Source organism: Huaxiibacter chinensis (assembly GCF_022171985.1).
In the GTDB taxonomy this organism is placed as follows: domain Bacteria; phylum Pseudomonadota; class Gammaproteobacteria; order Enterobacterales; family Enterobacteriaceae; genus Enterobacter; species Enterobacter chinensis_A.
Genome location: NZ_JAJVHF010000016.1, coordinates 24,977 through 48,846, shown reverse-complemented (window position 1 = coordinate 48,846; position 23,870 = coordinate 24,977). Strand labels below are relative to the sequence as shown.

The 23,870-nt window shown below is 54.9% G+C and carries 22 protein-coding genes and 4 tRNA genes; 18 read left to right on the top strand and 8 right to left on the bottom strand.

Translation table 11 applies throughout. The features are described from left to right. Positions 1-54 precede the first annotated feature (54 nt). The 5 genes from thrP to LZP96_RS21565 all read left to right on the top strand — a co-directional run bounded on the left by thrP (position 55) and on the right by LZP96_RS21565 (position 1,988). Positions 55-1,440 (top strand): bifunctional threonine/serine APC transporter ThrP, encoded by a 1,386-nt coding sequence (gene thrP / locus LZP96_RS21585; protein WP_064327912.1) that lies wholly within the window; start codon positions 55-57, stop codon positions 1,438-1,440. 102 nt (positions 1,441-1,542) lie between these two features. Then, positions 1,543-1,619 (top strand) — tRNA-Arg (locus tag LZP96_RS21580). A 66-nt stretch (positions 1,620-1,685) separates the two neighbouring features. Next, positions 1,686-1,761: transfer RNA gene (locus LZP96_RS21575), tRNA-His, on the top strand. Positions 1,762-1,782: 21 nt separating this feature from the next. Further along, positions 1,783-1,869: transfer RNA gene (locus tag LZP96_RS21570), tRNA-Leu, on the top strand. A gap of 42 nt (positions 1,870-1,911) precedes the next feature. Then, positions 1,912-1,988, top strand: a tRNA-Pro gene (locus tag LZP96_RS21565). A 565-nt stretch (positions 1,989-2,553) separates the two neighbouring features. Here LZP96_RS21565 and hemY read toward each other — a convergent pair. The 4 genes from hemY to hemC are packed head-to-tail and all read right to left on the bottom strand — an operon-like array spanning position 2,554 to position 6,636. Continuing rightward, a complete protein-coding gene (gene hemY / locus LZP96_RS21560; protein ID WP_064327911.1) occupies positions 2,554-3,750 on the bottom strand; it encodes a protoheme IX biogenesis protein HemY in 1,197 nt (398 codons plus the stop codon). Positions 3,751-3,752: 2 nt separating this feature from the next. After that, a complete protein-coding gene (hemX, locus tag LZP96_RS21555) occupies positions 3,753-4,937 on the bottom strand; it encodes a uroporphyrinogen-III C-methyltransferase (RefSeq protein WP_064327910.1) in 1,185 nt (394 codons plus the stop codon). A gap of 20 nt (positions 4,938-4,957) precedes the next feature. Then, positions 4,958-5,698, bottom strand: a complete 741-nt coding sequence (gene hemD / locus LZP96_RS21550; protein WP_064327909.1) for a uroporphyrinogen-III synthase — start codon at positions 5,696-5,698, stop codon at positions 4,958-4,960. Then, positions 5,695-6,636 (bottom strand): hydroxymethylbilane synthase, encoded by a 942-nt coding sequence (gene hemC, locus LZP96_RS21545; RefSeq protein ID WP_064327908.1) that lies wholly within the window; start codon positions 6,634-6,636, stop codon positions 5,695-5,697. The genes hemD and hemC overlap by 4 nt, the downstream gene beginning before the upstream one ends. 347 nt (positions 6,637-6,983) lie before the next feature. Between hemC and cyaA the strand changes: the two genes are divergently transcribed. Further along, positions 6,984-9,527 (top strand): class I adenylate cyclase, encoded by a 2,544-nt coding sequence (gene cyaA, locus LZP96_RS21540; protein ID WP_064327907.1) that lies wholly within the window; start codon positions 6,984-6,986, stop codon positions 9,525-9,527. Between the two features lie 70 nt (positions 9,528-9,597). Here the strand turns inward: cyaA and cyaY are convergent, their stop codons facing one another. Then, positions 9,598-9,918: an iron donor protein CyaY gene (gene cyaY / locus LZP96_RS21535; RefSeq protein WP_064327906.1), complete on the bottom strand. Its 321-nt coding sequence runs from the start codon at positions 9,916-9,918 to the stop codon at positions 9,598-9,600. Between the two features lie 134 nt (positions 9,919-10,052). Here cyaY and lptM point away from each other — a divergent pair, with 134 nt between their 5' ends. The 8 genes from lptM to corA all read left to right on the top strand — a co-directional run bounded on the left by lptM (position 10,053) and on the right by corA (position 17,011). Next, complete coding sequence (lptM, locus tag LZP96_RS21530; protein WP_064327905.1) at positions 10,053-10,256, top strand: LPS translocon maturation chaperone LptM; 204 nt, start codon at positions 10,053-10,055, stop codon at positions 10,254-10,256. 35 nt (positions 10,257-10,291) lie between these two features. Continuing rightward, complete coding sequence (gene dapF, locus LZP96_RS21525; RefSeq protein WP_064327904.1) at positions 10,292-11,116, top strand: diaminopimelate epimerase; 825 nt, start codon at positions 10,292-10,294, stop codon at positions 11,114-11,116. Then, complete coding sequence (locus LZP96_RS21520; RefSeq protein WP_258926354.1) at positions 11,113-11,820, top strand: DUF484 domain-containing protein; 708 nt, start codon at positions 11,113-11,115, stop codon at positions 11,818-11,820. Before dapF ends, LZP96_RS21520 begins: the two co-directional genes overlap by 4 nt. Next, positions 11,817-12,719 carry a tyrosine recombinase XerC gene (gene xerC, locus LZP96_RS21515; protein WP_064327902.1) on the top strand — a complete coding sequence of 301 codons (903 nt, stop codon included), beginning with the start codon at positions 11,817-11,819 and terminating at the stop codon, positions 12,717-12,719. Before LZP96_RS21520 ends, xerC begins: the two co-directional genes overlap by 4 nt. After that, entirely contained in the window at positions 12,719-13,435 is a 717-nt protein-coding gene (gene yigB, locus LZP96_RS21510; protein WP_064327901.1) for a 5-amino-6-(5-phospho-D-ribitylamino)uracil phosphatase YigB, read from the top strand. The genes xerC and yigB overlap by 1 nt, the downstream gene beginning before the upstream one ends. 108 nt (positions 13,436-13,543) lie before the next feature. Continuing rightward, positions 13,544-15,706 (top strand): DNA helicase II, encoded by a 2,163-nt coding sequence (gene uvrD / locus LZP96_RS21505; protein ID WP_064327900.1) that lies wholly within the window; start codon positions 13,544-13,546, stop codon positions 15,704-15,706. Positions 15,707-15,855: 149 nt separating this feature from the next. Then, the gene (gene ysgD / locus LZP96_RS21500) at positions 15,856-15,912 is read left to right on the top strand and encodes a YsgD/CorL family protein (RefSeq protein WP_212743980.1); all 57 of its coding nucleotides are present in this window, start codon (positions 15,856-15,858) and stop codon (positions 15,910-15,912) included. Between the two features lie 148 nt (positions 15,913-16,060). After that, complete coding sequence (gene corA / locus LZP96_RS21495; RefSeq protein WP_064327899.1) at positions 16,061-17,011, top strand: magnesium/cobalt transporter CorA; 951 nt, start codon at positions 16,061-16,063, stop codon at positions 17,009-17,011. A 79-nt stretch (positions 17,012-17,090) separates the two neighbouring features. Here corA and rarD read toward each other — a convergent pair whose 3' ends face one another. Both rarD and yigI read right to left on the bottom strand, forming a co-directional pair. Beyond that, positions 17,091-17,987 (bottom strand): EamA family transporter RarD, encoded by an 897-nt coding sequence (gene rarD, locus LZP96_RS21490; RefSeq protein ID WP_064327898.1) that lies wholly within the window; start codon positions 17,985-17,987, stop codon positions 17,091-17,093. Between the two features lie 51 nt (positions 17,988-18,038). Beyond that, positions 18,039-18,506: an acyl-CoA thioesterase YigI gene (gene yigI / locus LZP96_RS21485; protein ID WP_064327897.1), complete on the bottom strand. Its 468-nt coding sequence runs from the start codon at positions 18,504-18,506 to the stop codon at positions 18,039-18,041. A gap of 156 nt (positions 18,507-18,662) precedes the next feature. Here yigI and pldA point away from each other — a divergent pair, with 156 nt between their 5' ends. The 3 genes from pldA to rhtC all read left to right on the top strand — a co-directional run bounded on the left by pldA (position 18,663) and on the right by rhtC (position 22,141). Further along, on the top strand, positions 18,663-19,532 hold the full coding sequence (pldA, locus tag LZP96_RS21480; protein WP_064327896.1) for a phospholipase A: 870 nt from the start codon (positions 18,663-18,665) through the stop codon (positions 19,530-19,532). Positions 19,533-19,623: 91 nt separating this feature from the next. Next, positions 19,624-21,453 (top strand): ATP-dependent DNA helicase RecQ, encoded by a 1,830-nt coding sequence (gene recQ, locus LZP96_RS21475; protein ID WP_258926353.1) that lies wholly within the window; start codon positions 19,624-19,626, stop codon positions 21,451-21,453. A gap of 67 nt (positions 21,454-21,520) precedes the next feature. After that, on the top strand, positions 21,521-22,141 hold the full coding sequence (rhtC, locus tag LZP96_RS21470) for a threonine export protein RhtC (protein ID WP_258926351.1): 621 nt from the start codon (positions 21,521-21,523) through the stop codon (positions 22,139-22,141). Here rhtC and rhtB read toward each other — a convergent pair. Next, positions 22,138-22,758 carry a homoserine/homoserine lactone efflux protein gene (rhtB, locus tag LZP96_RS21465; RefSeq protein WP_258926350.1) on the bottom strand — a complete coding sequence of 207 codons (621 nt, stop codon included), beginning with the start codon at positions 22,756-22,758 and terminating at the stop codon, positions 22,138-22,140. The genes rhtC and rhtB overlap by 4 nt on opposite strands. Before the next feature lie 109 nt (positions 22,759-22,867). On the opposite strand from rhtB, the gene pldB reads away from it, so the two are divergent. Next, positions 22,868-23,860, top strand: a complete 993-nt coding sequence (pldB, locus tag LZP96_RS21460; RefSeq protein ID WP_258926348.1) for a lysophospholipase L2 — start codon at positions 22,868-22,870, stop codon at positions 23,858-23,860. Positions 23,861-23,870: the final 10 nt, after the last annotated feature.

Below are 23,870 nucleotides of genomic sequence, written 5' to 3'. Positions count from 1 at the left end.
CATAACAATAACCGGCTTAAGCCGGGCATCAACAGCAAATACAACCGAGGATTTATGGCAGAGAAAAAACCTGAGCTACAGCGTGGGCTGGAAGCTCGACACATCGAATTGATCGCGCTTGGCGGCACGATTGGGGTTGGCCTGTTTATGGGCTCCGCCAGCACGCTGAAATGGGCGGGTCCTTCCGTCCTGCTGGCGTATATTATCGCCGGGCTGTTCGTCTTCTTTATCATGCGCTCAATGGGCGAAATGCTTTTTCTGGAGCCTGTCGCCGGTTCCTTTGCGGTTTACGCGCATCGTTACCTGAGCCCGTTCTTTGGCTATCTCACCGCCTGGTCCTACTGGTTTATGTGGATGGCGGTCGGAATATCGGAAATTACCGCCATTGGGGTGTACGTCCAGTTCTGGTTCCCGGAAATGGCGCAATGGATACCCGCCATTGTGGCCGTGGGGCTGGTCGCGCTGGCGAATCTGGCCGCCGTGCGGTTGTATGGCGAAATTGAATTCTGGTTTGCCATGATCAAAGTGACCACCATCATTGTGATGATTGTGGTCGGGCTGGGAGTCATCTTCTTTGGTTTTGGCAACGGCGGGCAGGCGATTGGTTTCGATAACCTGACGGCACACGGTGGATTCTTTGCCGGCGGCTGGAAAGGCTTCCTGACGGCGCTATGTATCGTGGTGGCCTCGTATCAGGGCGTGGAGCTTATCGGCATTACCGCCGGGGAAGCCAAAAATCCGCAGGTGACACTGCGAAGCGCGGTAGGCAAAGTGCTGTGGCGCATCCTGATTTTCTATGTGGGCGCTATCTTTGTCATCGTCACCATTTTCCCGTGGAACCAGATTGGCACCACCGGCAGCCCGTTTGTATTGACCTTTGCGAAGATTGGCATCACCGCCGCAGCGGGTATTATCAACTTTGTGGTACTGACGGCCGCGCTGTCAGGCTGTAATAGCGGTATGTACAGCTGCGGACGCATGCTGTACGCCCTGGCGCAGAATCGCCAGCTTCCGGCAGCGGTGGGGAAAGTCTCTCGCGCCGGCGTTCCGGCGGCGGGGGTGGCGATCTCAATTGCCATACTGCTGATTGGCTCGTGCTTAAACTACATCATTCCCAATCCGCAGCGGGTGTTTGTCTATGTCTACAGCGCCAGCGTCTTACCGGGCATGGTTCCGTGGTTTGTCATCCTGATTAGCCAGATACGCTTCCGTGAAGCGCACAAAGCGGCGATTGCCAGCCATCCGTTCCGCTCAATACTGTTCCCCTGGGCTAACTATTTAACCATGGCATTCCTGTTTTGCGTTCTGATTGGCATGTACTTCAACGAGGATACCCGCATGTCGCTGTTTGTCGGGATCATCTTCCTGGCGATAGTCAGCCTGGGCTATAAGATTTTTGGCCTGGGACGCCATGCTGAACGGGTGAAAATGAAGGATTAAGCGACAAAATGCGCAAAGCATAACCAAACGCGCATTTATTTTTAAAAAGCACTAGACAGCAGACCGAGACCTCCGTAATATCCAGCCCCGCAACGGCGCTAAGCGCCCGTAGCTCAGCTGGATAGAGCGCTGCCCTCCGGAGGCAGAGGTCTCAGGTTCGAATCCTGTCGGGCGCGCCAATTAGTCCGGCGCTGGAGCTTCGGCGATATGTGTTGTACAGTATCGCGTTAGAGAATTAAGTAGTGGTGGCTATAGCTCAGTTGGTAGAGCCCTGGATTGTGATTCCAGTTGTCGTGGGTTCGAATCCCATTAGCCACCCCATTATTAGATAAGTTGTGACATGCGACGGTGGCGGAATTGGTAGACGCGCTAGCTTCAGGTGTTAGTGTCTTAACGGACGTGGGGGTTCAAGTCCCCCCCCTCGCACCACGACTTACAGTATTGAACTAAAAATTCAAAAAAGCAGTACATCGGCGAGTAGCGCAGCTTGGTAGCGCAACTGGTTTGGGACCAGTGGGTCGGAGGTTCGAATCCTCTCTCGCCGACCAATTTTGAACCCCGCTTCGGCGGGGTTTTTTGTTTTCTGCCGTTTAGCCTTCCTGTTGTCATTCCCCGACAGACTCATTCTGCCTTGTCGCATTTCAGCGACATATAACGCAATGAATAATAACGTTTTTTCGCGGTTCTGCCATAAGCGTCGTTTTCTGGCGACACTTTCGTTACGCCTGTGGCATAAGATCCTGTCTAAGCAGAGTCTTACTGGTGAAATTTCCTTTTATCTTAAAATGTTGCGTTATGTAAAAGTTCTGCGTGTTAAGTTGGCATGTATCGTGCAATAATATCGGTGTAGATGCTCATTCCACCTTTTATGTTCGCCTTAGTGCCTCATATGCCCAGGAATGACGCAGAGCCAATTTACGGTGCTTATCGTCCACAGACAGATGTCGCTACGGCCTCATCAAACACCATGGACACAACGTTGAGTGAAGCACCAAATATGTTGTCAAACAGACCTGTTTAACGCCTGCTTTTTTAAGCAGGCGTTTTTTTATGTCTGAAACAGAGAGAGGAATGACCCGGCAGGGGAGTGCCGCCGGGTATCAAACAAGAGGATTACTGCGGAGGATTGTTCTGCAGGGTCAGGAGTAAACCGTCGCGACGCATCGCGGCAGCCTCTTCCGGCTTGTGCTGCCTGTCCAAAGAATCAGCCAGCCACGCGTAATCAAACGCATCGGCACGTTGCTTCAGCGCGGCGCGGAAGGCAAGGCTCGCCTCCTGCCATTCACCGTGCTTCATCAGCGACTGGCCCAGCGTGCTCCACAGTAATGGGCGATCGCCCACGTTTTTGATCTGCTGACGCAGCATCTTTTCCATCTGCTCTGGATTATTGGTTTTAAGTCGCGGAATGATCATCACCAGGCGGTCATCATACTGACGCTTAAGACCGTCCAGGATGATTTCCTGCGCAGTGTCATGATCGTCACACTCAATCAGGTGTTCTGCCATGGCGACCTGCAAAGGAACCTGCTGACGCGTCTTACGGCTCTGGTTTTTCCACCAGGCTTTTAATCCATCGCTGCCTGAATCAGCACGCGCTTGATCCATCAGGCCAATCCATGCCTGACGCTGCAACGCATCGCGGTGGTCGTCATCCCCGACATCCGCTTTTGCCATAGAAGGAATAATATCCAGAAGCGATCCCCAGGCGCCGGTGCGAATGTACGCTTGCTCGGCAAGACGCAGCACTTCCGGATGGCGTGGGGTGATCTCCAGCAGGCGGTCAACGCCATGACGGGCAGCGTGGTCTTCATTACGCGCCAGCTGCAAACGCACCCGGGTGATTTCAACCGGAATAGGATCTTTGGTAGCCAGTTCAGAAGCACGTTCCAGATGCTGATTTGCCCGTGCTTCATCGCCGCGCTGCTGGGCGGCCTCGGCGGCCAGAAGATAATTCACCACCGGCTGTTCAGCGTGATCGGCGTTTTTCGACATCAGCTTTTCAACCTGCTGATAATCGCCTTCTGCCAGCTTCAGCAGTGCCTGCTCGGTTTGCTTGCGCGCGCGACGGCGTTTACGACCGACAAACCAGCCCCGGGTGTGCGCCCCGGTACGGAAAAGACGTCGCAGGATCCATTCGATCGCAAACAGCACTACCATGGTCAGGATCAAAATGATCGCCAGACCGGTCACGCTGGTTTCGATATTGTAGTTGTCCGTCTGAATCAGGACGTAACCCTGATGACCCGCCAGCATAGGGCCAAGGACGATCCCGGCGATCAACAATAAGAAGAGTAATAAGACTTTTAACATGTTTACTCTCCTTGAGGTGCGCTTTCAGGGGCGGGTTCAGCTGCCGCAGGCGACGCTTCCGCCGCTACGCCAGGCTGCGCCAGCAGATTACGCACGCGGGTTTGCATCAGCTTCTCCAGTATCGGCTGGCTGGCGAGTTTATCCGGCACATCCATGGTGATGTTTTGTTGGCTCAGCTTATCGATATCATCCAGGAACGCAGCGGTGGAGGCATCACTGGTATCGTAATAGGCGCGAACCCAGGTGGAGACGTTATCCAGCGCCTGTTTGTAGGTCTCTTCCTGATGGCGTGGAACGGCCTGTGCGGCGACCAGAAGACGAGCGCGGATATTTTCGCGCAGGTAAACATCCTGATTAGGTGCCAGCAGCGGAACGGCGGTTTCGTCACGACGACGCACCGTAATAAAGCTGTCCATAAAGTTCTGCCAGCTTTTTTGCAGATTGATACGCCACTCGCTCAGTGAGCTGGACAACTCCGTGCCGTCAGAATCCATCGGCGCATCATCGTCGTTATTATCGGCCAGACGCAGGTTATCAATCTGGTTCGACAGCTGATTGACCTTAAGGATAATGCCGTCGTAATCCACCTGAGAGACGGCGGAGAGGCTGGTGATATCTTCGGTAATGGCGCGTCGCGCCGTAATCAGGCTTGGATCGTTCATGTCTGCCAGGCTGGCGTCCGCGCTTTTAAGCAGGGCAGCTGCGGTCGTGACGTCCTGATCGCTCCACAATTTGCGTCCGGCCAGCTTGACCAGGAAGTCGGCCTGAGAGAGGAGCCAGGTTTTGGCATCCGTTCCGGAAATGGTCGCCACTTTTTGCTGCACTTCGTCCAGTTGCTTTGTCAGCTCTTCCTGCTTTTTATCGGCTTGTGCAAGCTGTTCAGCCTGTTGCTTGATAACACCTTCCAGCTCGGTTTTCTGCGTCTCCTGCGCTTTTTGCAGGGCGGTGAGTTGAGTGACTAATGCATCGCTGGTGGTTGTCAGACTGGAACCCTGTTGCTTCACAAGACCATACAGACCCACGCCTGCTGCCAGCGCAATGGCGATAGCGATGGCGCTTAATGCCAGGCTGGTTTTATTGCCGTTTTTTTTCTCAGCGGTTTTCTCAGTCGTCTCTGGCTGTGGCGTAATATCCACAGTCTCCCTGGTCTCTTCAACCACGGCGGAGGTTTTTTCTTGTTCCGTCATTATGGCTTCCCATTTGAGAGTTATTGTAATGCGCGCAGCAGCGCATCGTTGTCGGCGTTATCAGCGATCCGAATATCTTTCCAGCCCAGTTCCCGGGCAAGGTTCGCCAGACGCTCGCTGACGACCCATAGCCGACAGCGGAGTAACCAGTTTTCCCGATACCATTGTGGGATCAGTGACCAGAGCTGTTGCAGCATTTCACCGCTGGTGACCACCAGCGTATTCACGCCACGGTTATGCCAGCGCATTGCCTCTTCTGCTCCGTCGTAATGCTTTTCACAACGTTGATAACATTCACAAAACGTTACGCTGGCGCCGCGCTGACGCAACGTATCGCCCAGCAATTCACGTCCACCGTTGCCGCGTAATACTAATGCACGTTTTCCGGCAACGGTTTGTAATTCAGGTAATTGTAGCAAGACTTCACTGATTTCCCGATCTAACGGGTAGTGAACATGAATGCCGCTAACGGTATGTAAGGCCAGGGCCGTGGTGCGCCCGATAGCAAAATAGCGCGGGTCAGTTGGCCAGGTATGCCCCTCCTGCAACAGCTGCGCGTGGGCAAATTCCACAGCGTGCTGGGACAGAGCAAAAACTAAATCACCCTCCTGCAGAGAATGGAGGTGGTCGGTCAGCGCGGGAAGCTCCCGACCAGGGGCAAACTCAATCAGCGGAAAGCGCCAGGCCACCAGCCCCAGTGCGCGCAGACGGCTCACTAATTGGTCTCCCGCGGGAGAAGGGCGAGTGACGAGGATACTCATGCTGGGGGTTCTCCGTTATAGACGTCGGCCAGGATTTCGCGCGCGCCCTTATCCAGAAGCTCTTCTGCCAGCGAAATACCCAGTGCTTCGGCATCCTGCGGCGCACCGCGACGCTCACCGCGCACCATCTGTGACCCGTCCGGCGCGCCAACCAGCGCGCGCAGCCACAGCTCACCGTCGATAAGCTCCGCGTAGCTGCCAATCGGTACCTGACAGCCGCCCTCAAGGCGCGTATTCATGGCACGCTCCGCTTTTACGCGAATACTGGTTTCGGCGTGATTCAAGGGGGCGAGAAGCTCACGGGTGCGCGCATCATCGAGGCGGCACTCAATCCCGACCGCGCCTTGTCCCACGGCCGGAAGCGAAAGCTCTGGCGGCATGGCCACGCGAATACGTGATTCGAGTTCAAGACGCTTTAACCCCGCCACCGCCAGAATAATGGCATCGTAATCGCCGTTGTCGAGCTTACCCAGACGGGTGCCAACGTTCCCACGCAGGGAACGAATGATCAGATCCGGACGGCGTTCTGCCAGCTGACATTGACGACGTAAACTTGACGTGCCAATTACGCTGCCCACCGGTAAGTCATCCAGTGAAGCGTAGCGATTAGAAACAAAGGCATCGCGCGGATCTTCACGCTCGCAGATGGTGACCAGGCCCAGCCCTTCAGGGAATTCGACAGGCACATCTTTCATAGAATGGACGGCGATATCGGCGCGGTTATCAAGCAATGCTGTTTCCAGCTCTTTGACAAACAACCCTTTTCCACCCACTTTTGCGAGGGGCGTATCCAGAATCACATCGCCGCGGGTCACCATCGGAACCAGTTCAACGGACAGTCCCGGATGGCAGGCTTCGAGGCGCTGCTTAACATAGTGTGCCTGCCAGAGCGCGAGAGGGCTTTGGCGTGTGGCAATTCTCAAAACATTGTCTAACATGCTTGTTACCGTCATTATCGTCCACTACCCATCCTAACATTGTTGACTCTGGGATGGCAGTTTTACGGACCATGAGGGAAAGCGGGACAAGGAGGCACTCAGGTCGTCCGCAGCCGTATTCAGGAATTTACACGTTCAGAACGGTGCTACACTTGTATGTAGCGCATCTTTCTTTACGGTCAATCGGCAAGGTGTTAAATTGATCACGTTTTAGACCATTTTTTCGTCTGTCGCGCTAAAAAGATGAGGACGAAAAAGGGTAACGGTTATTTTTTGAAATACTGCGGGCCCGTAATCCTTCGCTGTACTGAACGATTGCCACGTCCGGAAACATCAGGCGATATGTCTTGTACCTCTATATTGAGACTCTGAAACAGAGACTGGATGCCATAAATCAACTGCGCGTGGATCGCGCGCTTGCTGCCATGGGACCTGCTTTCCAACAGGTTTACAGTCTGCTGCCAACATTATTGCACTACCATCATCCGCTCATGCCGGGTTACCTTGACGGTAACGTTCCCAGGGGCATTTGCATCTACACGCCTGATGAAACCCAACAGCACTACCTTACTGAGCTTGAGCTCTTCCGCGGCCTTCCTCCACAAGAGTCGCCTAAGGGTGAGTTGCCGATTACCGGCGTCTACACCATGGGAAGCACCTCCTCCGTAGGACAAAGCTGCTCTTCTGACCTGGATATCTGGGTCTGCCATCAGTCCTGGCTCGATAACGAAGAGCGCCAGCTGCTGCAGCGTAAATGTAGCCTGCTGGAAAGCTGGGCGGCCTCACTCGGCGTGGAAGTCAGCTTCTTCCTGATCGATGAAAACCGTTTCCGCCATAATGAAAGCGGCAGTCTGGGTGGCGAAGACTGCGGCTCGACCCAGCACATCTTATTACTCGATGAATTTTACCGTACTGCCGTTCGCCTGGCCGGGAAGCGTATTCTGTGGAATATGGTGCCGTGCGATGAAGAAGAGCATTACGACGATTACGTCATGTCGCTTTACTCGCAGGGTGTATTAACCCCTAACGAGTGGCTCGACCTTGGCGGCTTAAGCTTGCTCTCTGCGGAAGAGTATTTTGGCGCGAGCCTGTGGCAGCTCTACAAAAGTATCGATTCACCGTATAAAGCGGTATTAAAAACGCTGCTGCTCGAAGCCTACTCGTGGGAATACCCCACGCCGCGCCTGCTGGCAAAAGACATTAAACAGCGTCTGCACGATGGCGAGATCGTCTCTTATGGCCTTGATGCTTACTGCATGATGCTGGAACGCGTGACCGAATACCTGAAAGCGATTGATGACCCGACGCGTCTCGATCTGGTCCGCCGCTGTTTCTACCTGAAAGTGTGTGAAAAACTCAGTCGCGAACGCGCCTGCGTTGGCTGGCGTCGCGAAGTGGTGAGCCAGCTGGTGAAAGAGTGGGGCTGGGACGAAGAGCGTCTGGCGATGCTCGACAACCGCGCGAACTGGAAAATCGATCAGGTGCGAGAAGCGCACAACGAATTGCTCGATGCCATGATGCAGAGCTACCGTAATCTGATCCGCTTTGCGCGCCGCAACAACTTAAGCGTGTCCGCCAGTCCGCAGGATATCGGGGTTCTGACCCGTAAACTGTACGCCGCGTTTGAAGCGTTACCGGGGAAAGTGACTCTGGTAAACCCTCAGATTTCACCTGACCTGTCAGAACCGAACCTGACCTTCATCTATGTGCCACCGGGCCGGGCAAACCGCACCGGGTGGTATTTGTACAACCGTTCTCCGAGCATGGACTCCATCATCAGCCATCAGCCACTGGAATATAACCGGTATCTGAACAAGCTGGTGGCCTGGGCCTGGTTTAACGGTTTACTGACGTCGCGCACGCGCCTGTTTGTCAAAGGCAACGACGTGGTGGATTTAGCCAAGCTGCAGGAGATGGTCGCTGACGTATCGCACCACTTCCCGCTGCGTCTGCCGGCGCCAACGCCAAAAGCCCTGTACAGCCCCTGCGAAATTCGTCATCTGGCGATTATCGTCAACCTGGAATACGACCCGACCACGGCGTTTCGTAATCAGGTGGTGCATTTTGATTTCCGTAAGCTGGACGTCTTTAGCTTTGGTGAGCAGCAAAATTGCCTGGTGGGTAGCGTCGATCTTCTCTATCGCAACTCGTGGAATGAAGTGCGTACGCTGCACTTTAACGGCGAGCAGGCGATGATTGAAGCGCTGAAAACCATTCTCGGTAAGATGCACCAGGACGCCGCACCGCCGGATAGCGTGGAAGTCTTCTGCTATAGCCAGCATCTGCGTGGCCTGATTCGCACGCGCGTGCAGCAGCTGGTGTCGGAGTGTATCGATCTTCGTCTTTCAAGTACCCGTCAGGAAACCGGGCGTTTCAAAGCGCTACGCGTCTCCGGACAGACCTGGGGCCTGTTCTTTGAACGCCTTAACGTGTCGGTGCAGAAGCTGGAAAACGCTATCGAATTCTACGGCGCGATTTCGCACAACAAGCTGCATGGCTTGTCTGTTCAGGTTGAAACCAACCCTGTCCGTCTGCCGCAGGTTGTTGATGGTTACGCCAGTGAGGGGATCATTCAGTTCTTCTTTGAAGAAGCGGACGACGAAACCGGATTCAATATATACATTCTGGACGAAACGAACCGTGCTGAGGTCTATCACCACTGTGAAGGCAGCAAAGAGGAGCTGGTACGCGACGTGAGCCGTTTCTACTCTTCGTCGCACGATCGTTTCACCTATGGCTCCAGCTTTATCAACTTCAACCTGCCGCAGTTTTATCAGATTGTGAAAGTTGACGGGCGTGCCCAGGTGATTCCGTTCCGTACGCAGGCCATTGCCCATGCGGTCCCGGCCAATCAGGATGCGTCACCGCTGCTTCAGCAGTATTTCTCCTGAACTCGTTAGCCCGGTGGCGCTGCGCTTACCGGGGCTAGCCCGATAAGCGAAGCGCCTTTAGACGTAAACCTTAACGGAAGCTCACCTTTTCTCCCGCCTGCGTGGTCGCGGCCTGCTCCAGCAGATCCCAGAACGTCACGCCGCTACGATCGCACACCCATTCGTCGCCTTTCAGATCAAAATGGTATCCGCCCTGTTTCGCTGCCAGCCAGACCTGGTGCAGCGGCTCCTGACGGTTAATAATAATTTTGCTGCCGTTTTCAAAGGTCAGCGTCAGGATACCGCCGTTGATTTCACAATCGATATCGCTGTCGCCGTCCCAGTCGTCCAGACGCTCTTCGATGGTCTGCCAGAGGGTATCAGCAAGGCGATGAAATTCACTGTCGTTCATGGTGTTGTTCCTGTTTTTCGTGATGGCGGCAGTATAACGCTAAATAATTCCCGTTGCAGGAAAGCGGCAAACTCTTGCTTTTGTGTCTTCTCCTGCGATGATAGAAACAGAATTGAAATTACGAGCGACCTACAATGAAAAACGTTTTTCGAACGCTTGCCGTTCTCGCCACCCTCTTTAGCCTGACCGGCTGTGGACTGAAGGGACCGCTTTATTTTCCGCCAGCGGATAAAACAGCGCCGCCTCCCACGAAACCGGTGAACAGTCAGATTGAATCCTCTACGCCTGACAGTAACGATCGCGGTGATAACGGTGGCCCAAGCCAGGTGAATTACTGATAATCACGTTCTGTACCCGCGCAATGGAGTAGATGATGCAGTTCTCTAAAATGCATGGCCTTGGTAACGATTTTATGGTCGTCGACGCGGTAACGCAGAATGTCTTTTTTTCCCCGGAGCTGATCCGCCGTCTGGCGGACAGGCATCTGGGCGTGGGATTTGATCAGTTGCTGGTGGTCGAACCTCCGTACGATCCCGACCTCGATTTTCACTATCGCATTTTCAATGCGGACGGCAGCGAAGTGTCGCAGTGTGGCAATGGCGCACGGTGTTTTGCCCGTTTTGTCCGCTTGAAAGGGCTTACCAACAAACGTGATATTCGCGTCAGCACGGCAAATGGACGCATGGTGCTTAGCGTCACCGATGACGATCTGGTTCGCGTGAACATGGGCGAACCTAATTTTGAGCCGTCGGCGATCCCCTTTCGCGCTATCAAAGCGGAAAAGACCTATATCATGCGCGCGGCCGAGCAAACAGTATTGTGCGGCGTGGTTTCCATGGGCAATCCGCACTGCGTAATTCAGGTTGATGATGTCGACACGGCAGCCGTTGAGACGTTAGGTCCAATCATGGAGAGCCACGAGCGCTTCCCTGAGCGGGCGAATATCGGTTTTATGCAGGTAGTGAAGCGTGAACACATCCGCCTGCGCGTTTATGAGCGCGGTGCGGGCGAAACGCGGGCCTGCGGCAGCGGCGCGTGCGCGGCCGTGGCTGTCGGTATCTCTCAGGGGTTACTGGCAGAAGAGGTTCGCGTCGAATTACCGGGCGGTCGCCTTGATATCGCCTGGAAAGGTCCGGGTCATCCACTGTATATGACTGGCCCGGCGGCACATGTCTACGACGGGTTTATCCATCTATGAAACAACCAGGGGAAGAACTGCAGGAAACATTGACGGAGCTGGACGACCGGGCTGTCGTTGATTATCTGCTGAACAATCCTGCGTTTTTTATTCGTAATGCGCGCGTGGTCGAACAGATGCGCGTGCCGCATCCGGTTCGCGAAACCGTGTCGCTGGTTGAATGGCACATGGCGCGCTCGCGCAAGCATATCAATCAGCTTGAAGAGAATATGACGTTGCTCATGGAGCAGGCCAGCAATAACGAAAGCCTGTTTTATCGTCTGCTGAACTTGCAGGCCCGCCTGGCGTCTGCCCACAGCCTGGAGGAGTTTCTCAGTCGTTTCCATCGCTGGGCGCGCGAGCTGGGGCTGGCCGGGGCAACCCTTCGCCTGTTCCCCGATCGCTGGCGCATTGGCGCACCGTCTGGCTTTACCCATCTTGCGCTGAACCGCCAGGCGTTTGAACCGCTGCGCATTCAGCGTCTTGGACACGAGCATCACTACCTGGGCCCGCTGAACGGACCGGAACTGCTGGTGGTGCTACCAGAGGCCAAAGCGATTGGCTCCGTGGCGATGTCGCTGATGGGGCGTGACGGCGATTTGGGCGTCCTGCTTTTTACCAGCCGCGATCCGCACCACTACGAGCAGGGCCAGGCCACGCATTTATTGCAGGAAATTGCCCTGATGTTGCCTGAGCTGCTGGAGCGCTGGATTGAGCGCGTATGACAGATTCTCTTCTGACGACCCACGTCGCGCGATTTCTGCGCTACCTGGGCGTTGAGCGTCAGCTTAGCCCAATTACTCTGCTGAACTATCAGCGTCAGCTTGATGCCATTATGCTGATTGCCGACGAGCTGGGTCTGAAAAGCTGGCAACAGTGTGATGCCGCCACCGTGCGTGGATTTGTCGTGCGAAGCCGACGTAAAGGCTTAGGTCCTGCCAGCCTGGCGCTGCGCCTCTCGGCGTTACGCAGTTTCTTTGACTGGCTGGTCAGCCAGGGCGCGTTAAAAGCCAACCCGGCGAAAGGGATAGCCACACCGAAAGCCCCGCGCCATCTGCCCAAAAATATCGACGTGGATGACGTTAACCGTCTGCTGGATATCGATCTCAACGATCCTCTCGCGGTACGCGACAGGGCGATGCTTGAGGTGATGTATGGCGCTGGCCTGCGTTTATCCGAGCTGGTCAATCTGGATCTGAAACATCTCGATATGGATACCGGCGAAGTGTGGGTGATGGGGAAGGGGAGCAAAGAGCGTCGTCTGCCGATCGGACGCAACGCGGTGGCCTGGATAGAGCACTGGCTGGATCTGCGTGGCCTGTTTGGCACAGAGGAAAACGCACTGTTTCTGTCAAAACTGGGCAAGCGTATCTCTGCCCGTAATGTGCAAAAGCGTTTCGCTGAATGGGGAATCAAGCAGGGACTGAATAGCCATGTGCATCCGCATAAGCTGCGCCACTCCTTTGCCACCCACATGCTGGAATCCAGCGGCGATCTGCGTGGCGTACAGGAATTGCTTGGCCACGCCAACTTATCGACCACCCAAATCTATACCCACTTAGACTTTCAGCACCTTGCTTCGGTGTATGACTCGGCGCATCCACGCGCCAAACGGGGGAAATAATGCGTTTTTACCGCCCTTTAGGTCAGATTTCTGCCTTGACCTTCGATCTTGATGACACCCTTTATGACAACCGCCAGGTGATCCTGCGGACCGAAAAGGAAGCGTTGTCCTTTGTGCAGAACTATCATCCCTCGTTGAAATCACTGCAAAATACCGATTTTCAGCGCTTGCGTCAGGCATTACGCGAGACGGAGCCGGACATCTACCATGACGTGACGGAATGGCGTCGGCGTGCCGTGGAGCAGGCCATGCTGAACGCAGGGCTCAGTCCGCAAGAGGCGGCGCTGGGAGCCGAAGCCTCTATGGCGAACTTTGCTAAGTGGCGCAGCCGCATTGACGTCCCGCAAGAGACGCACGACACGCTGAAGACGCTGGCAGAAAAGTGGCCGCTGGTGGCGATTACCAATGGTAATGCTCAACCGGAGCTGTTTGGTCTGGGGGACTATTTCGAGTTCGTGTTGCGCGCAGGCCCGCACGGGCGTTCGAAGCCTTTTAACGATATGTATCATCTGGCTGCGGAAAAACTGGCGTTGCCGCTGGGGCAGATTTTACATGTGGGTGACGATCTCACGACTGACGTCGCAGGCGCGATCCGCTGTGGGATGCAGGCATGCTGGATCAAGCCTGAAAATGCCGATCTGATGCAAACCGCAGACAGCCGCCTGTTACCTCACCTGGAAATTTCGCGGTTGGCATCCCTCACCACGCTGATATAATCACCAGCAGTATTGTATAAATTACCAGGGTTTTGTCATTGCAGACCCGGGTAGGCGAAGCGCCATCGGGCGCTTTGCGGTTTTCCTGATGACTACGTGACGGTGCCAATGGACGTTTCTTACCTGCTCGACAGCCTTAATGACAAACAGCGTGACGCGGTTGCCGCGACGCGCACAAACATGCTGGTGCTGGCTGGGGCGGGCAGCGGTAAGACGCGTGTTCTGGTACACCGTATCGCCTGGTTACAAAGCGTCGAGAACTGCTCGCCGTACTCCATTATGGCGGTAACCTTTACCAACAAAGCGGCGGCGGAGATGCGTCACCGTATTGCACAGCTGATGGGCACCAGCCAGGGCGGTATGTGGGTCGGCACTTTCCACGGCCTGGCGCACCGTCTGCTGCGCGCGCACCATATGGACGCCAATCTCCCGCAGGATTTCCAGATCCTCGACAGCGAAGATCAGCTGCGTCTGTTAAAGCGCCTTATCAAGGCGATGAACCTTGACGAGAAGCAGTGGCCGCCCCGTCAGGCGATGTGGTACATCAACGGTCAAAAGGACGAAGGGCTGCGGCCTCACCATATCCAGAGCTTCGGCAACCCAGTCGAGCAGACCTGGCAGAACGTCTATAAGGCCTACCAGGAAGCGTGCGATCGGGCAGGTCTGGTGGATTTTGCCGAGCTGCTGCTGCGTGCACACGAGCTCTGGCTCAACAAGCCGCATATCCTGCAACACTACCGTGAACGTTTCACCAATATTCTGGTGGACGAATTCCAGGATACCAACAACATTCAGTACGCATGGATTCGCCTGCTGGCAGGCGATACCGGTAAGGTGATGATTGTCGGCGATGACGACCAGTCCATTTACGGCTGGCGCGGCGCGCAGGTGGAAAACATCCAGCGCTTCCTGAACGACTTCCCGGGTGCCGAAACTATTCGTCTGGAACAGAACTACCGCTCGACCAGCAACATTCTGAGCGCAGCCAACGCCCTAATTGAGAATAACAACGGGCGTCTGGGTAAAAAGCTCTGGACCGACGGCATCGATGGCGAACCGATTTCGATCTACTGTGCATTCAATGAACTCGACGAAGCCCGCTTCGTGGTCAACCGGATTAAAACCTGGCAGGACAACGGCGGCGCGCTGGAGCAGTGCGCCATTCTCTATCGCAGCAACGCCCAGTCGCGCGTGCTGGAAGAGGCGTTGCTGCAGGTCAGCATGCCGTACCGCATTTATGGCGGCATGCGATTCTTCGAGCGCCAGGAGATCAAAGATGCGCTCTCTTATCTTCGCCTGATTGCCAACCGTAACGACGATGCCGCTTTTGAGCGCGTGGTGAATACCCCGACGCGTGGCATTGGTGACCGTACGCTTGACGTCGTGCGTCAGGCGGCCCGGGAACGTCAACTCACGCTCTGGAAAGCCTGCCGTGAACTGTTGCAGGAGAAAGCCCTTGCCGGGCGAGCGGCGAGCGCCCTGCAGCGTTTCCTGGAGCTTATCGACGCGCTGGCACAGGAAACGGCCGATATGCCCCTGCACGTACAGACCGATCGGGTGATTAAAGACTCCGGCCTGCGCATCATGTATGAGCAGGAAAAGGGCGAGAAAGGTCAGGCGCGTATCGAAAACTTAGAAGAACTGGTGACGGCGACGCGCCAGTTCAGTTACAACGAAGAAGACGAAGACCTGATGCCGCTTCAGGCGTTCCTCTCCCACGCCGCGCTGGAAGCGGGAGAAGGGCAGGCTGATACCTGGCAGGATGCGGTGCAGTTAATGACGCTTCACTCCGCGAAAGGGCTTGAGTTCCCTCAGGTCTTTATCGTGGGTATGGAAGAGGGCATGTTCCCGAGTCAGATGTCGCTGGACGAAGGCGGACGTCTGGAGGAAGAGCGTCGTCTGGCCTATGTTGGCGTTACGCGTGCGATGCAAAAGCTGACGTTAACCTATGCTGAAACCCGTCGTCTGTATGGCAAAGAGGTCTACCACCGTCCTTCACGCTTTATCGGTGAATTGCCAGAAGCCTGTATTGAAGAGGTGCGCCTGCGCGCCAGCGTCAGCCGCCCTGTGAACCATCAGCGAATGGGCACGCCGATGTCTGAAAACGATACAGGATTTAAGCTCGGACAGCGTGTTCGCCATGCTAAATTTGGCGAAGGCACCATCGTCAATCTGGAAGGCAGCGGCGAGCACAGCCGCCTGCAGGTGGCGTTCCAGGGGCAGGGGATCAAATGGCTGGTTGCCGCTTACGCCAGACTGGAAACAGTGTAACTTTCAGAAAAATATCATTATTTTGTAATGATGTGCTAGCCTTAATCACTGAAGGCGATTTATTGCGCTTCCGCGTTCCGCTGCGTGTTGACGCCACTATTAGTGCTGGCGTAACATGCGCGCACGATTACGCTAAGAGGACATTCGCCTTGGACACACCCAGTAGATACTGGCTCAATTCCCTGTCATCCAGGAACAACTCCTAAGGCTATCTCCTCTTGCTGATGGCCTTAGTGGTTGTCAGCGACCTCTTTTCCCGTCGCGCTGAGTCAGGCTGTTTAATGGTCTGAAACCCTTATTGTTTCAGTGTGCCCACCGAACTGTCCGATATATTTTGCATTGGGAGTCCCGGTCATGTTGAGCGCATTTCAACTCGAAAAAAACCGACTGATTCGGCTTGAAGCTGAAGAGTCACAGCCCCTCATTGACGCCGTATGGGTGGATCTGGTCGAGCCGGACGACGATGAACGCCTGCGCGTGCAATCTGAACTTGGACAAAACCTGGCAACCCGCCCGGAACTGGAAGATATCGAAGCATCCGCACGTTTCTTTGAAGACGAAGACGGTCTGCACATTCACTCCTTCTTCTTCTATGAAGATGCTGACGATCACGCCGGTAACTCCACCGTGGCGTTTACCATTCGCGACGGTCGCCTCTTCACCCTGCGGGAACGTGAACTGCCAGCGTTTCGTCTGTACCGTATGCGTGCCCGCAGCCAGGCGATGGTTGACGGCAACGCCTACGAGCTGTTGCTCGATCTGTTTGAAACGAAAATCGAACAGCTGGCAGACGAAATCGAAAACATCTATAGCGATCTGGAAAAGCTCAGCCGCGTCATCATGGAAGGGCATCAGGGCGATGAATACGATGAAGCGCTCTCCACGCTGGCAGAGCAGGAAGATATCGGCTGGAAAGTGCGTTTGTGTCTGATGGATACCCAACGTGCGCTGAACTTCCTGGTGCGTAAAGCGCGTTTACCGGGCGGTCAGCTGGAGCAGGCGCGTGAAATTCTGCGCGATATCGAATCCCTGTTGCCGCACAATGAATCCCTGTTCCAGAAGGTGAACTTCCTGATGCAGGCGGCGATGGGCTTTATCAACATCGAGCAGAACCGCATCATCAAAATCTTCTCGGTGGTCTCGGTGGTGTTTCTGCCCCCAACGCTTGTGGCATCGAGCTACGGGATGAACTTCGAGTTTATGCCGGAACTGAGGTGGAGCTTTGGCTACCCGGGCGCGATTATATTTATGCTGCTCGCCGGGCTTGCGCCGTATCTGTACTTTAAGCGTCGTAACTGGTTGTAAAAGCTGGCGGGTGGCGCTGCGTTTACCCGCCATGTAAGTCTTTATGGCCGGAGGTGGCGTTGTCGCTCTCCGGCACTCATCACAATCCTTTGCGCGTTCTGCGCTGCGTATAAATAGCGTCCGCCACAAATACCGCCAGCGCCACCCAGATAAAGGCAAAGGTCACCATTTTATCCGCGCCTGGCACTTCGTCATAAAACACCACGGCCAGCAGGAACATGAGCGTTGGGCCGATGTACTGGAAAAAGCCCAGCGTCGACAATCGCAGACGCGTCGCGGCACCGGTAAAGCACAGCAGTGGAATGGTGGTCACGACCCCGGCGGCCATCAGCATCAGATTAAGCGACCACGGATTGCTCCCCATATGGCTGGTGCTGCTATCGGCAATACCAAACAGATAAATCGCGGCCAGCGGCAGGAGCCACAGCGTTTCGAACAGCATTCCTGTCTGGGCTTCAACGGCAATCTTCTTGCGCACCAGGCCGTAAAACGCAAAGCTGAACGCCAGCCCCAGCGCGATCACCGGCAGTGAACCAAAGGTCCACAGCTGGACCAGAACGCCACAGAAAGCAAGCAGGACCGCCACCCATTGCATCCGACGGAAACGTTCGCCGAGGAACAGCATCCCCAGAACAATATTCACCAGCGGATTAATAAAGTAGCCAAGGCTGGCTTCCAGCATGTGATGGTTATTCACCGCCCAAATGAACAGTAACCAGTTACCGCCAATCAGGACGGCAGAAAGCGCCAGCAGAAAAATTTTCTTCGGCGTTTGAAGCAAGACTTTCACCCCGGACCACTGACGGCTTACGCTCATCAGGGCGATCATAAAGAAAAATGACCAAATCACGCGGTGGGTGAGGATCTCATCGGCTGGAACGTAGTGAATCAGCTTGAAATAGGCGGGCGCGATACCCCAAATAAAATATGCGGCAAGAGCGAGTAGCACGCCCTGCCGCGTTTGCTTAGCATCCATCGGGAAAATCCGTTACAGAAAAGTGAAATAATTTTACCCGATTTACGCGTCTTAACCCACCATATAAGTGGCAGTTGCGCTGGCGATATACACCTGATCTTCGTTATGCAATTCAACGCGCGCGACGGCGACCTTATTGCCCGCCCGCAGCAGGCTGCTGGTGGCGGTAAAGCGATTTCCACGGCCAGGACGCAGATAATCCACGCGAAGATCGATGGTGCCCATGCGCGACAGGCGCTGACGAAGTTCATCTTCGTTAATGGTATCGTGACGCGTCAGCGTGCTGCCCACGCAGACCAGCCCGGCGGCAACATCCAGCGCTGAGGCGATCACCCCACCATGCAAAATACTTTGCGCCCAGTTGCCCACCATCATCGGCTGGTTGTTAAAGCTTAACTGCGCGAAGGCTTTCTCATAGCGCTCCAGTTCCAGTCCTAACGCACGGTTGAAGGGCATATGGTAGACAAAAATCTCGCCCACGAGTTTTAACGCTTCTTCAGCGGTAAGCGTAGCTGACATGAAAAATGACATCCTTTTGTTAATGAGTTGTTGATTTTATGCTTCTGGAGGAGGATTTTCCACTTTCAGAAACCAGGAGGGGAAGTTCACGAAGAAACAGGTAGAATGTGCCGACATAATTCATCAAATAATTTTTTTCGCAGGAGAGCACCACCGATGCGGACGTATCTGGGTTGGCTACTGGCAGGCGTTGCGCTGCCCTTCACAGCATTTGCGCAGGAAGCGACAGTTAAAGAAGTTCACGATAAACCTGCCGTACACGGCAGCATTATCGCCAACCTTCTTCAGGAGCATGACAATCCGTTCACGCTTTATCCGTATGACACGAATTACGTCATCTACACGCAAACCAGCGATCTGAATAAAGAGGCTATCAGCTCCTATAACTGGGCTGATAATGCGCGTAAAGATGAAGTTAAATTCCAGCTCAGCCTGGCGTTTCCCTTCTGGCGCGGCATTGTGGGACCGAATTCGGTTCTCGGGGCCTCTTATACCCAGAAGTCATGGTGGCAGCTTTCTAACAGAGGGGAGTCTTCACCTTTCCGTGAAACGAACTATGAGCCGCAGCTCTTCCTCGGTTTTGCGACCGACTATGAATTTGCCGGGTGGACGCTACGCGATGTTGAGTTCGGCTTTAACCACGACTCGAATGGCCGCTCCGACCCAACCTCCCGTAGCTGGAACCGTGCCTATACGCGTCTGATGGCGCAAAACGGTAATTTCATGGTGGAAGTGAAACCCTGGTACGTAGTGGGTGACACCGACGACAACCCGGATATCACCAAATACATGGGCTACTATCAGCTGAAAGTGGGCTATCAGTTAGGTGACGCGGTGCTGAGCGTGAAAGGCCAGTACAACTGGAACACCGGCTATGGCGGCGCAGAGATGGGCCTGAGCTATCCACTGACCAAACACGTGCGAATTTATACCCAGGTTTATAGCGGCTATGGCGAGTCGCTGATTGATTACAATTACAACCAGACGCGCGTGGGTGTCGGTGTCATGCTCAACGACATTTTCTAGCAGGCTCGAATGTTTTTGCGTTAAACGTTGAACTTTCTCTCTCAGGCGCTGAAAATAGCGCCTGTTTTTTATTCTGGTAAATGGGGTCAATGTGGCGCAGGCGGAAGTAATGAATCAGGAATCGCTGGCTAAACAGGTTCTACACGAAACCTTTGGCTATCAGCAATTCCGCCCTGGCCAGGAAACCATCATTGAAACCGTGCTGGAAGGCCGCGATTGCCTGGTGGTGATGCCAACCGGCGGGGGAAAATCCCTGTGCTATCAGGTGCCCGCGCTGGTTCTTAACGGCCTGACGGTTGTGGTGTCGCCGCTGATATCCCTGATGAAAGATCAGGTGGACCAACTGCTGGCAAACGGCGTGGCCGCTGCCTGCATTAACTCCACGCAAACCCGGGAACAGCAGCAGGAGGTGATGGCAGGCTGCCGTAACGGGCAAATCCGCCTGTTGTATATCGCCCCTGAGCGGCTGATGCTGGATAACTTCCTCGAGCATTTAGCCCACTGGAACCCCGTGTTACTGGCGGTGGATGAGGCGCACTGTATCTCTCAGTGGGGACACGATTTCCGCCCGGAATATGCCGCGCTGGGCCAACTGCGCCAGCGTTTTCCTGCCTTGCCCTTTATGGCGCTGACCGCCACCGCCGATGACACCACGCGTCTTGATATTGTCCGTCTGCTTGGACTGAACGATCCCTTTATCCAGGTCAGCAGCTTCGACCGACCTAACATCCGCTATATGCTGATGGAAAAGTTCAAGCCTCTGGATCAGCTTCTGCGATACGTCCAGGAACAACGCGGCAAGTCCGGTATTATCTACTGTAACAGCCGCGCGAAAGTGGAAGACACCGCCGCACGTCTGCAAAACAGAGGCTTCAGCGCAGCGGCGTACCATGCCGGGCTGGAGAATCATATTCGCGCCGACGTGCAGGAAAAGTTTCAGCGCGACGATCTGCAAATCGTGGTCGCCACCGTGGCGTTTGGGATGGGCATAAACAAGCCCAACGTCCGCTTTGTGGTGCATTTCGATATTCCGCGCAATATCGAATCGTACTATCAGGAAACGGGTCGTGCCGGGCGTGACGGCCTGCCAGCGGAAGCGATGCTGTTCTACGATCCGGCCGATATGGCCTGGCTGCGCCGCTGCCTCGAAGAAAAACCGGCCGGACAGCTGCTGGATATCGAACGCCATAAGCTCAACGCCATGGGGGCCTTTGCCGAAGCGCAAACCTGCCGTCGCCTGGTCTTGCTCAATTACTTTGGTGAAGGGCGCCAGGAGCCGTGCGGTAACTGCGATATCTGCCTCGATCCGCCAAAGCAGTACGATGGCCTTATGGACGCGCGTAAAGCGCTCTCTACCATTGGACGCGTCAACCAGCGCTTTGGCATGGGGTATGTCGTGGAAGTGCTGCGGGGGGCCAACAATCAGCGTATCCGCGAGATGGGCCATGATAAGTTGCCGGTCTACGGTATCGGTAAAGAGCAGAGCCACGAGCACTGGGTGAGCATTATTCGCCAGCTGATCCATCTGGGGTTCGCCACGCAGAATATCGCGCAACATTCTGCGCTACAGCTGACTGAAGCGGCGCGTCCGGTATTACGCGGTGAAATTGAACTCCAGCTCGCCGTGCCGCGTGTCGTGGCGCTAAAACCGCGCGTGATGCAGAAATCCTATGGCGGCAACTACGATCGCAAGCTGTTTGCCAAGCTGCGTAAACTGCGTAAAGCCATTGCCGACGAAGAGAACATTCCGCCATACGTGGTGTTCAACGATGCAACGCTTATCGAAATGGCCGAACAAATGCCGCTCAGCGCGGGCGAAATGCTCAGCGTTAACGGCGTTGGAACGCGCAAGCTGGAGCGTTTTGGCAAAGAGTTTATGGCGCTGATCCGCTCTCATGCAGACGGCGATGATGAGGAGTAGTCATCCTGGCTAAAAAATGCCAGGATGGTTGCTCACTGAACGACTTTTTTCCCGCGAGCCAATCATCATGCTTATGTTATTCCTGACCGTCGCTCTGGTGCACATTGTTGCGCTGATGAGCCCTGGCCCCGACTTCTTCTTTGTCTCACAGACCGCCGTCAGCCGTTCCCGTAAAGAGGCGATGATGGGCGTGCTTGGTATCACCATGGGCGTTATGGTCTGGGCGGCAGTTGCCTTGCTGGGGCTGAATCTGATCCTCGCGAAGATGGCGTGGCTGCATAACATCATTATGGTGGGCGGGGGTCTGTATCTGTGCTGGATGGGCTACCAGATGCTGCGCGGGGCGTTGAAAAAAGACGATAAAAAGCCGGAAGAACCGACGGTTGAACTGGCAACGGGCGGCCGTAGTTTTCTTAAAGGGCTGCTCACGAATCTGGCGAACCCAAAAGCGATTATCTACTTCGGCTCCGTGTTCTCCCTGTTTGTGGGTGACAACGTGGGCGCGGGTGGGCGTTGGGGCATCTTCCTGCTGATCGTGGTAGAAACCTTTGCCTGGTTTACCGTGGTGGCCAGCCTGTTTGCCTTACCGGCAATGCGTCGCGGTTATCAGCGTATTGCGAAGTGGATTGACGGCTTCGCCGGCGCGCTGTTCGCCGGCTTTGGCATTCATCTCATCATTTCTCGCTAAGCATGGCGCGCTGACGCAAGCAGCGCCCCAACTAGCATAAACAGCGAACCAAAGATTTTATTCAGGGCCTTCATCTGCTTAGGCCCTTTAATCCACGCCGCAATTCGCTGCGCCAGCGTCGCGTAACCAATCATCACGATGATATCGACAATAATGGTGGTCGCGCCAAGCACCACGTACTGCATCACCTGTGGTTGATGGGGCACGATAAACTGTGGAAAGAGCGCTGCCAGAAAAACGATACTTTTCGGGTTGGTCAGATTCACAAAGACCGCGCGCTTAAACAGGTGACGACGGGTTTGGGTATGGGCAAGGGTGTTCAGGTCTATCGAACCTGCGGCGCGCCACTGCTGAATGCCAAGCCAGATGAGATAGGCTGCACCCGCCCACTTCAACACCTCAAAAGCCAGTACCGAACGCGAGAACAGCGTACCCAGCCCGATACCCACCAGAACGATGTGGATCCCAAGCCCCGTCTGTAACCCCGCTATGGATGCCGCCGCGCCGCGATAGCCATGATTGATGGAGGTGGTCATGGTATTGATCGCGCCAGAACCCGGTGAAAGGCTGAGGATGATGGATGTCAGCAGGTAAGCGAACCACCACTCGAAGGTCATTTGAAACTCCCGAATCGTCTATTTTTATGCCACAATACGCTATTGTTGAGTCATTTTGTGAAGCATCACAAAAAAACGATTTTCCGTGGCTTACAGGGGCACACACCCAATGTTTCAGCAGAAAAAGGACTGGGAAACACGCGAGAACGCATTTGCTGCTTTCTCCATGGGACCGCTGACCGATTTCTGGCGTCAGCGTGAAGAGGCCGAAATTACGGGCGTGGACGATATTCCGGTACGCTTTGTGCGTTTTCGGGATGTAAAAAACGATCGGGTTATCGTCGTTTGCCCGGGTCGGATTGAAAGTTACGTAAAATATGCTGAGCTGGCCTATGACCTGTTCCATCTGGGTTTCGATGTCTTCATCATCGATCACCGGGGTCAGGGACGTTCCGGGCGGTTATTATCTGATTCGCACCGTGGGCACGTGGTGAATTTCAGCGACTATGTCGACGATCTCGCCGCGTTCTGGCAGCAGGAAGTGCAGCCGGGGCCGTGGCGGAAACGTTACATCCTGGCGCATTCGATGGGCGGGGCGATTGCCACGCTGTTTTTGCAACGTCATTCACCGCAGTGCGATGCGATTGCGCTGACGGCACCCATGTTTGGCATCGTGATGCGTTTTCCCGACTGGATGGTACGCCATATTCTCGACTGGGCTGAGGGCCATCAGCGTATTCGTGAAGGTTATGCCATCGGCACCGGGCGCTGGCGGGCGCTGCCTTTCGCGATCAATGTGTTAACCCACAGCCGACAGCGCTATCGCCGCAACCTGCGCTTTTACGCCGACGAGCCGCGTCTGCGCGTAGGGGGCCCAACCTATCACTGGGTGCGTGAAGGCATCCTTGCCGGAGAGTCTGCGCTTGCCGGAGCGGGCGATGACGCTACGCCGACTTTACTGATTCAGGCAGAAGAGGAGCGTGTGGTGGATAACCGCATGCATGACCGCTTTTGTGAATTACGCGCGGCCGCAGGCGCCCCTTGTGAAGGGGGTAAACCGCTGGTCATAAAGGGCGCGTACCATGAGATCCTTTTTGAAAAGGACACTATGCGCTCAGTCGCGCTAAACGCCATTGTTGATTTTTTCGACAGGCATAACTGATTACTTTTAT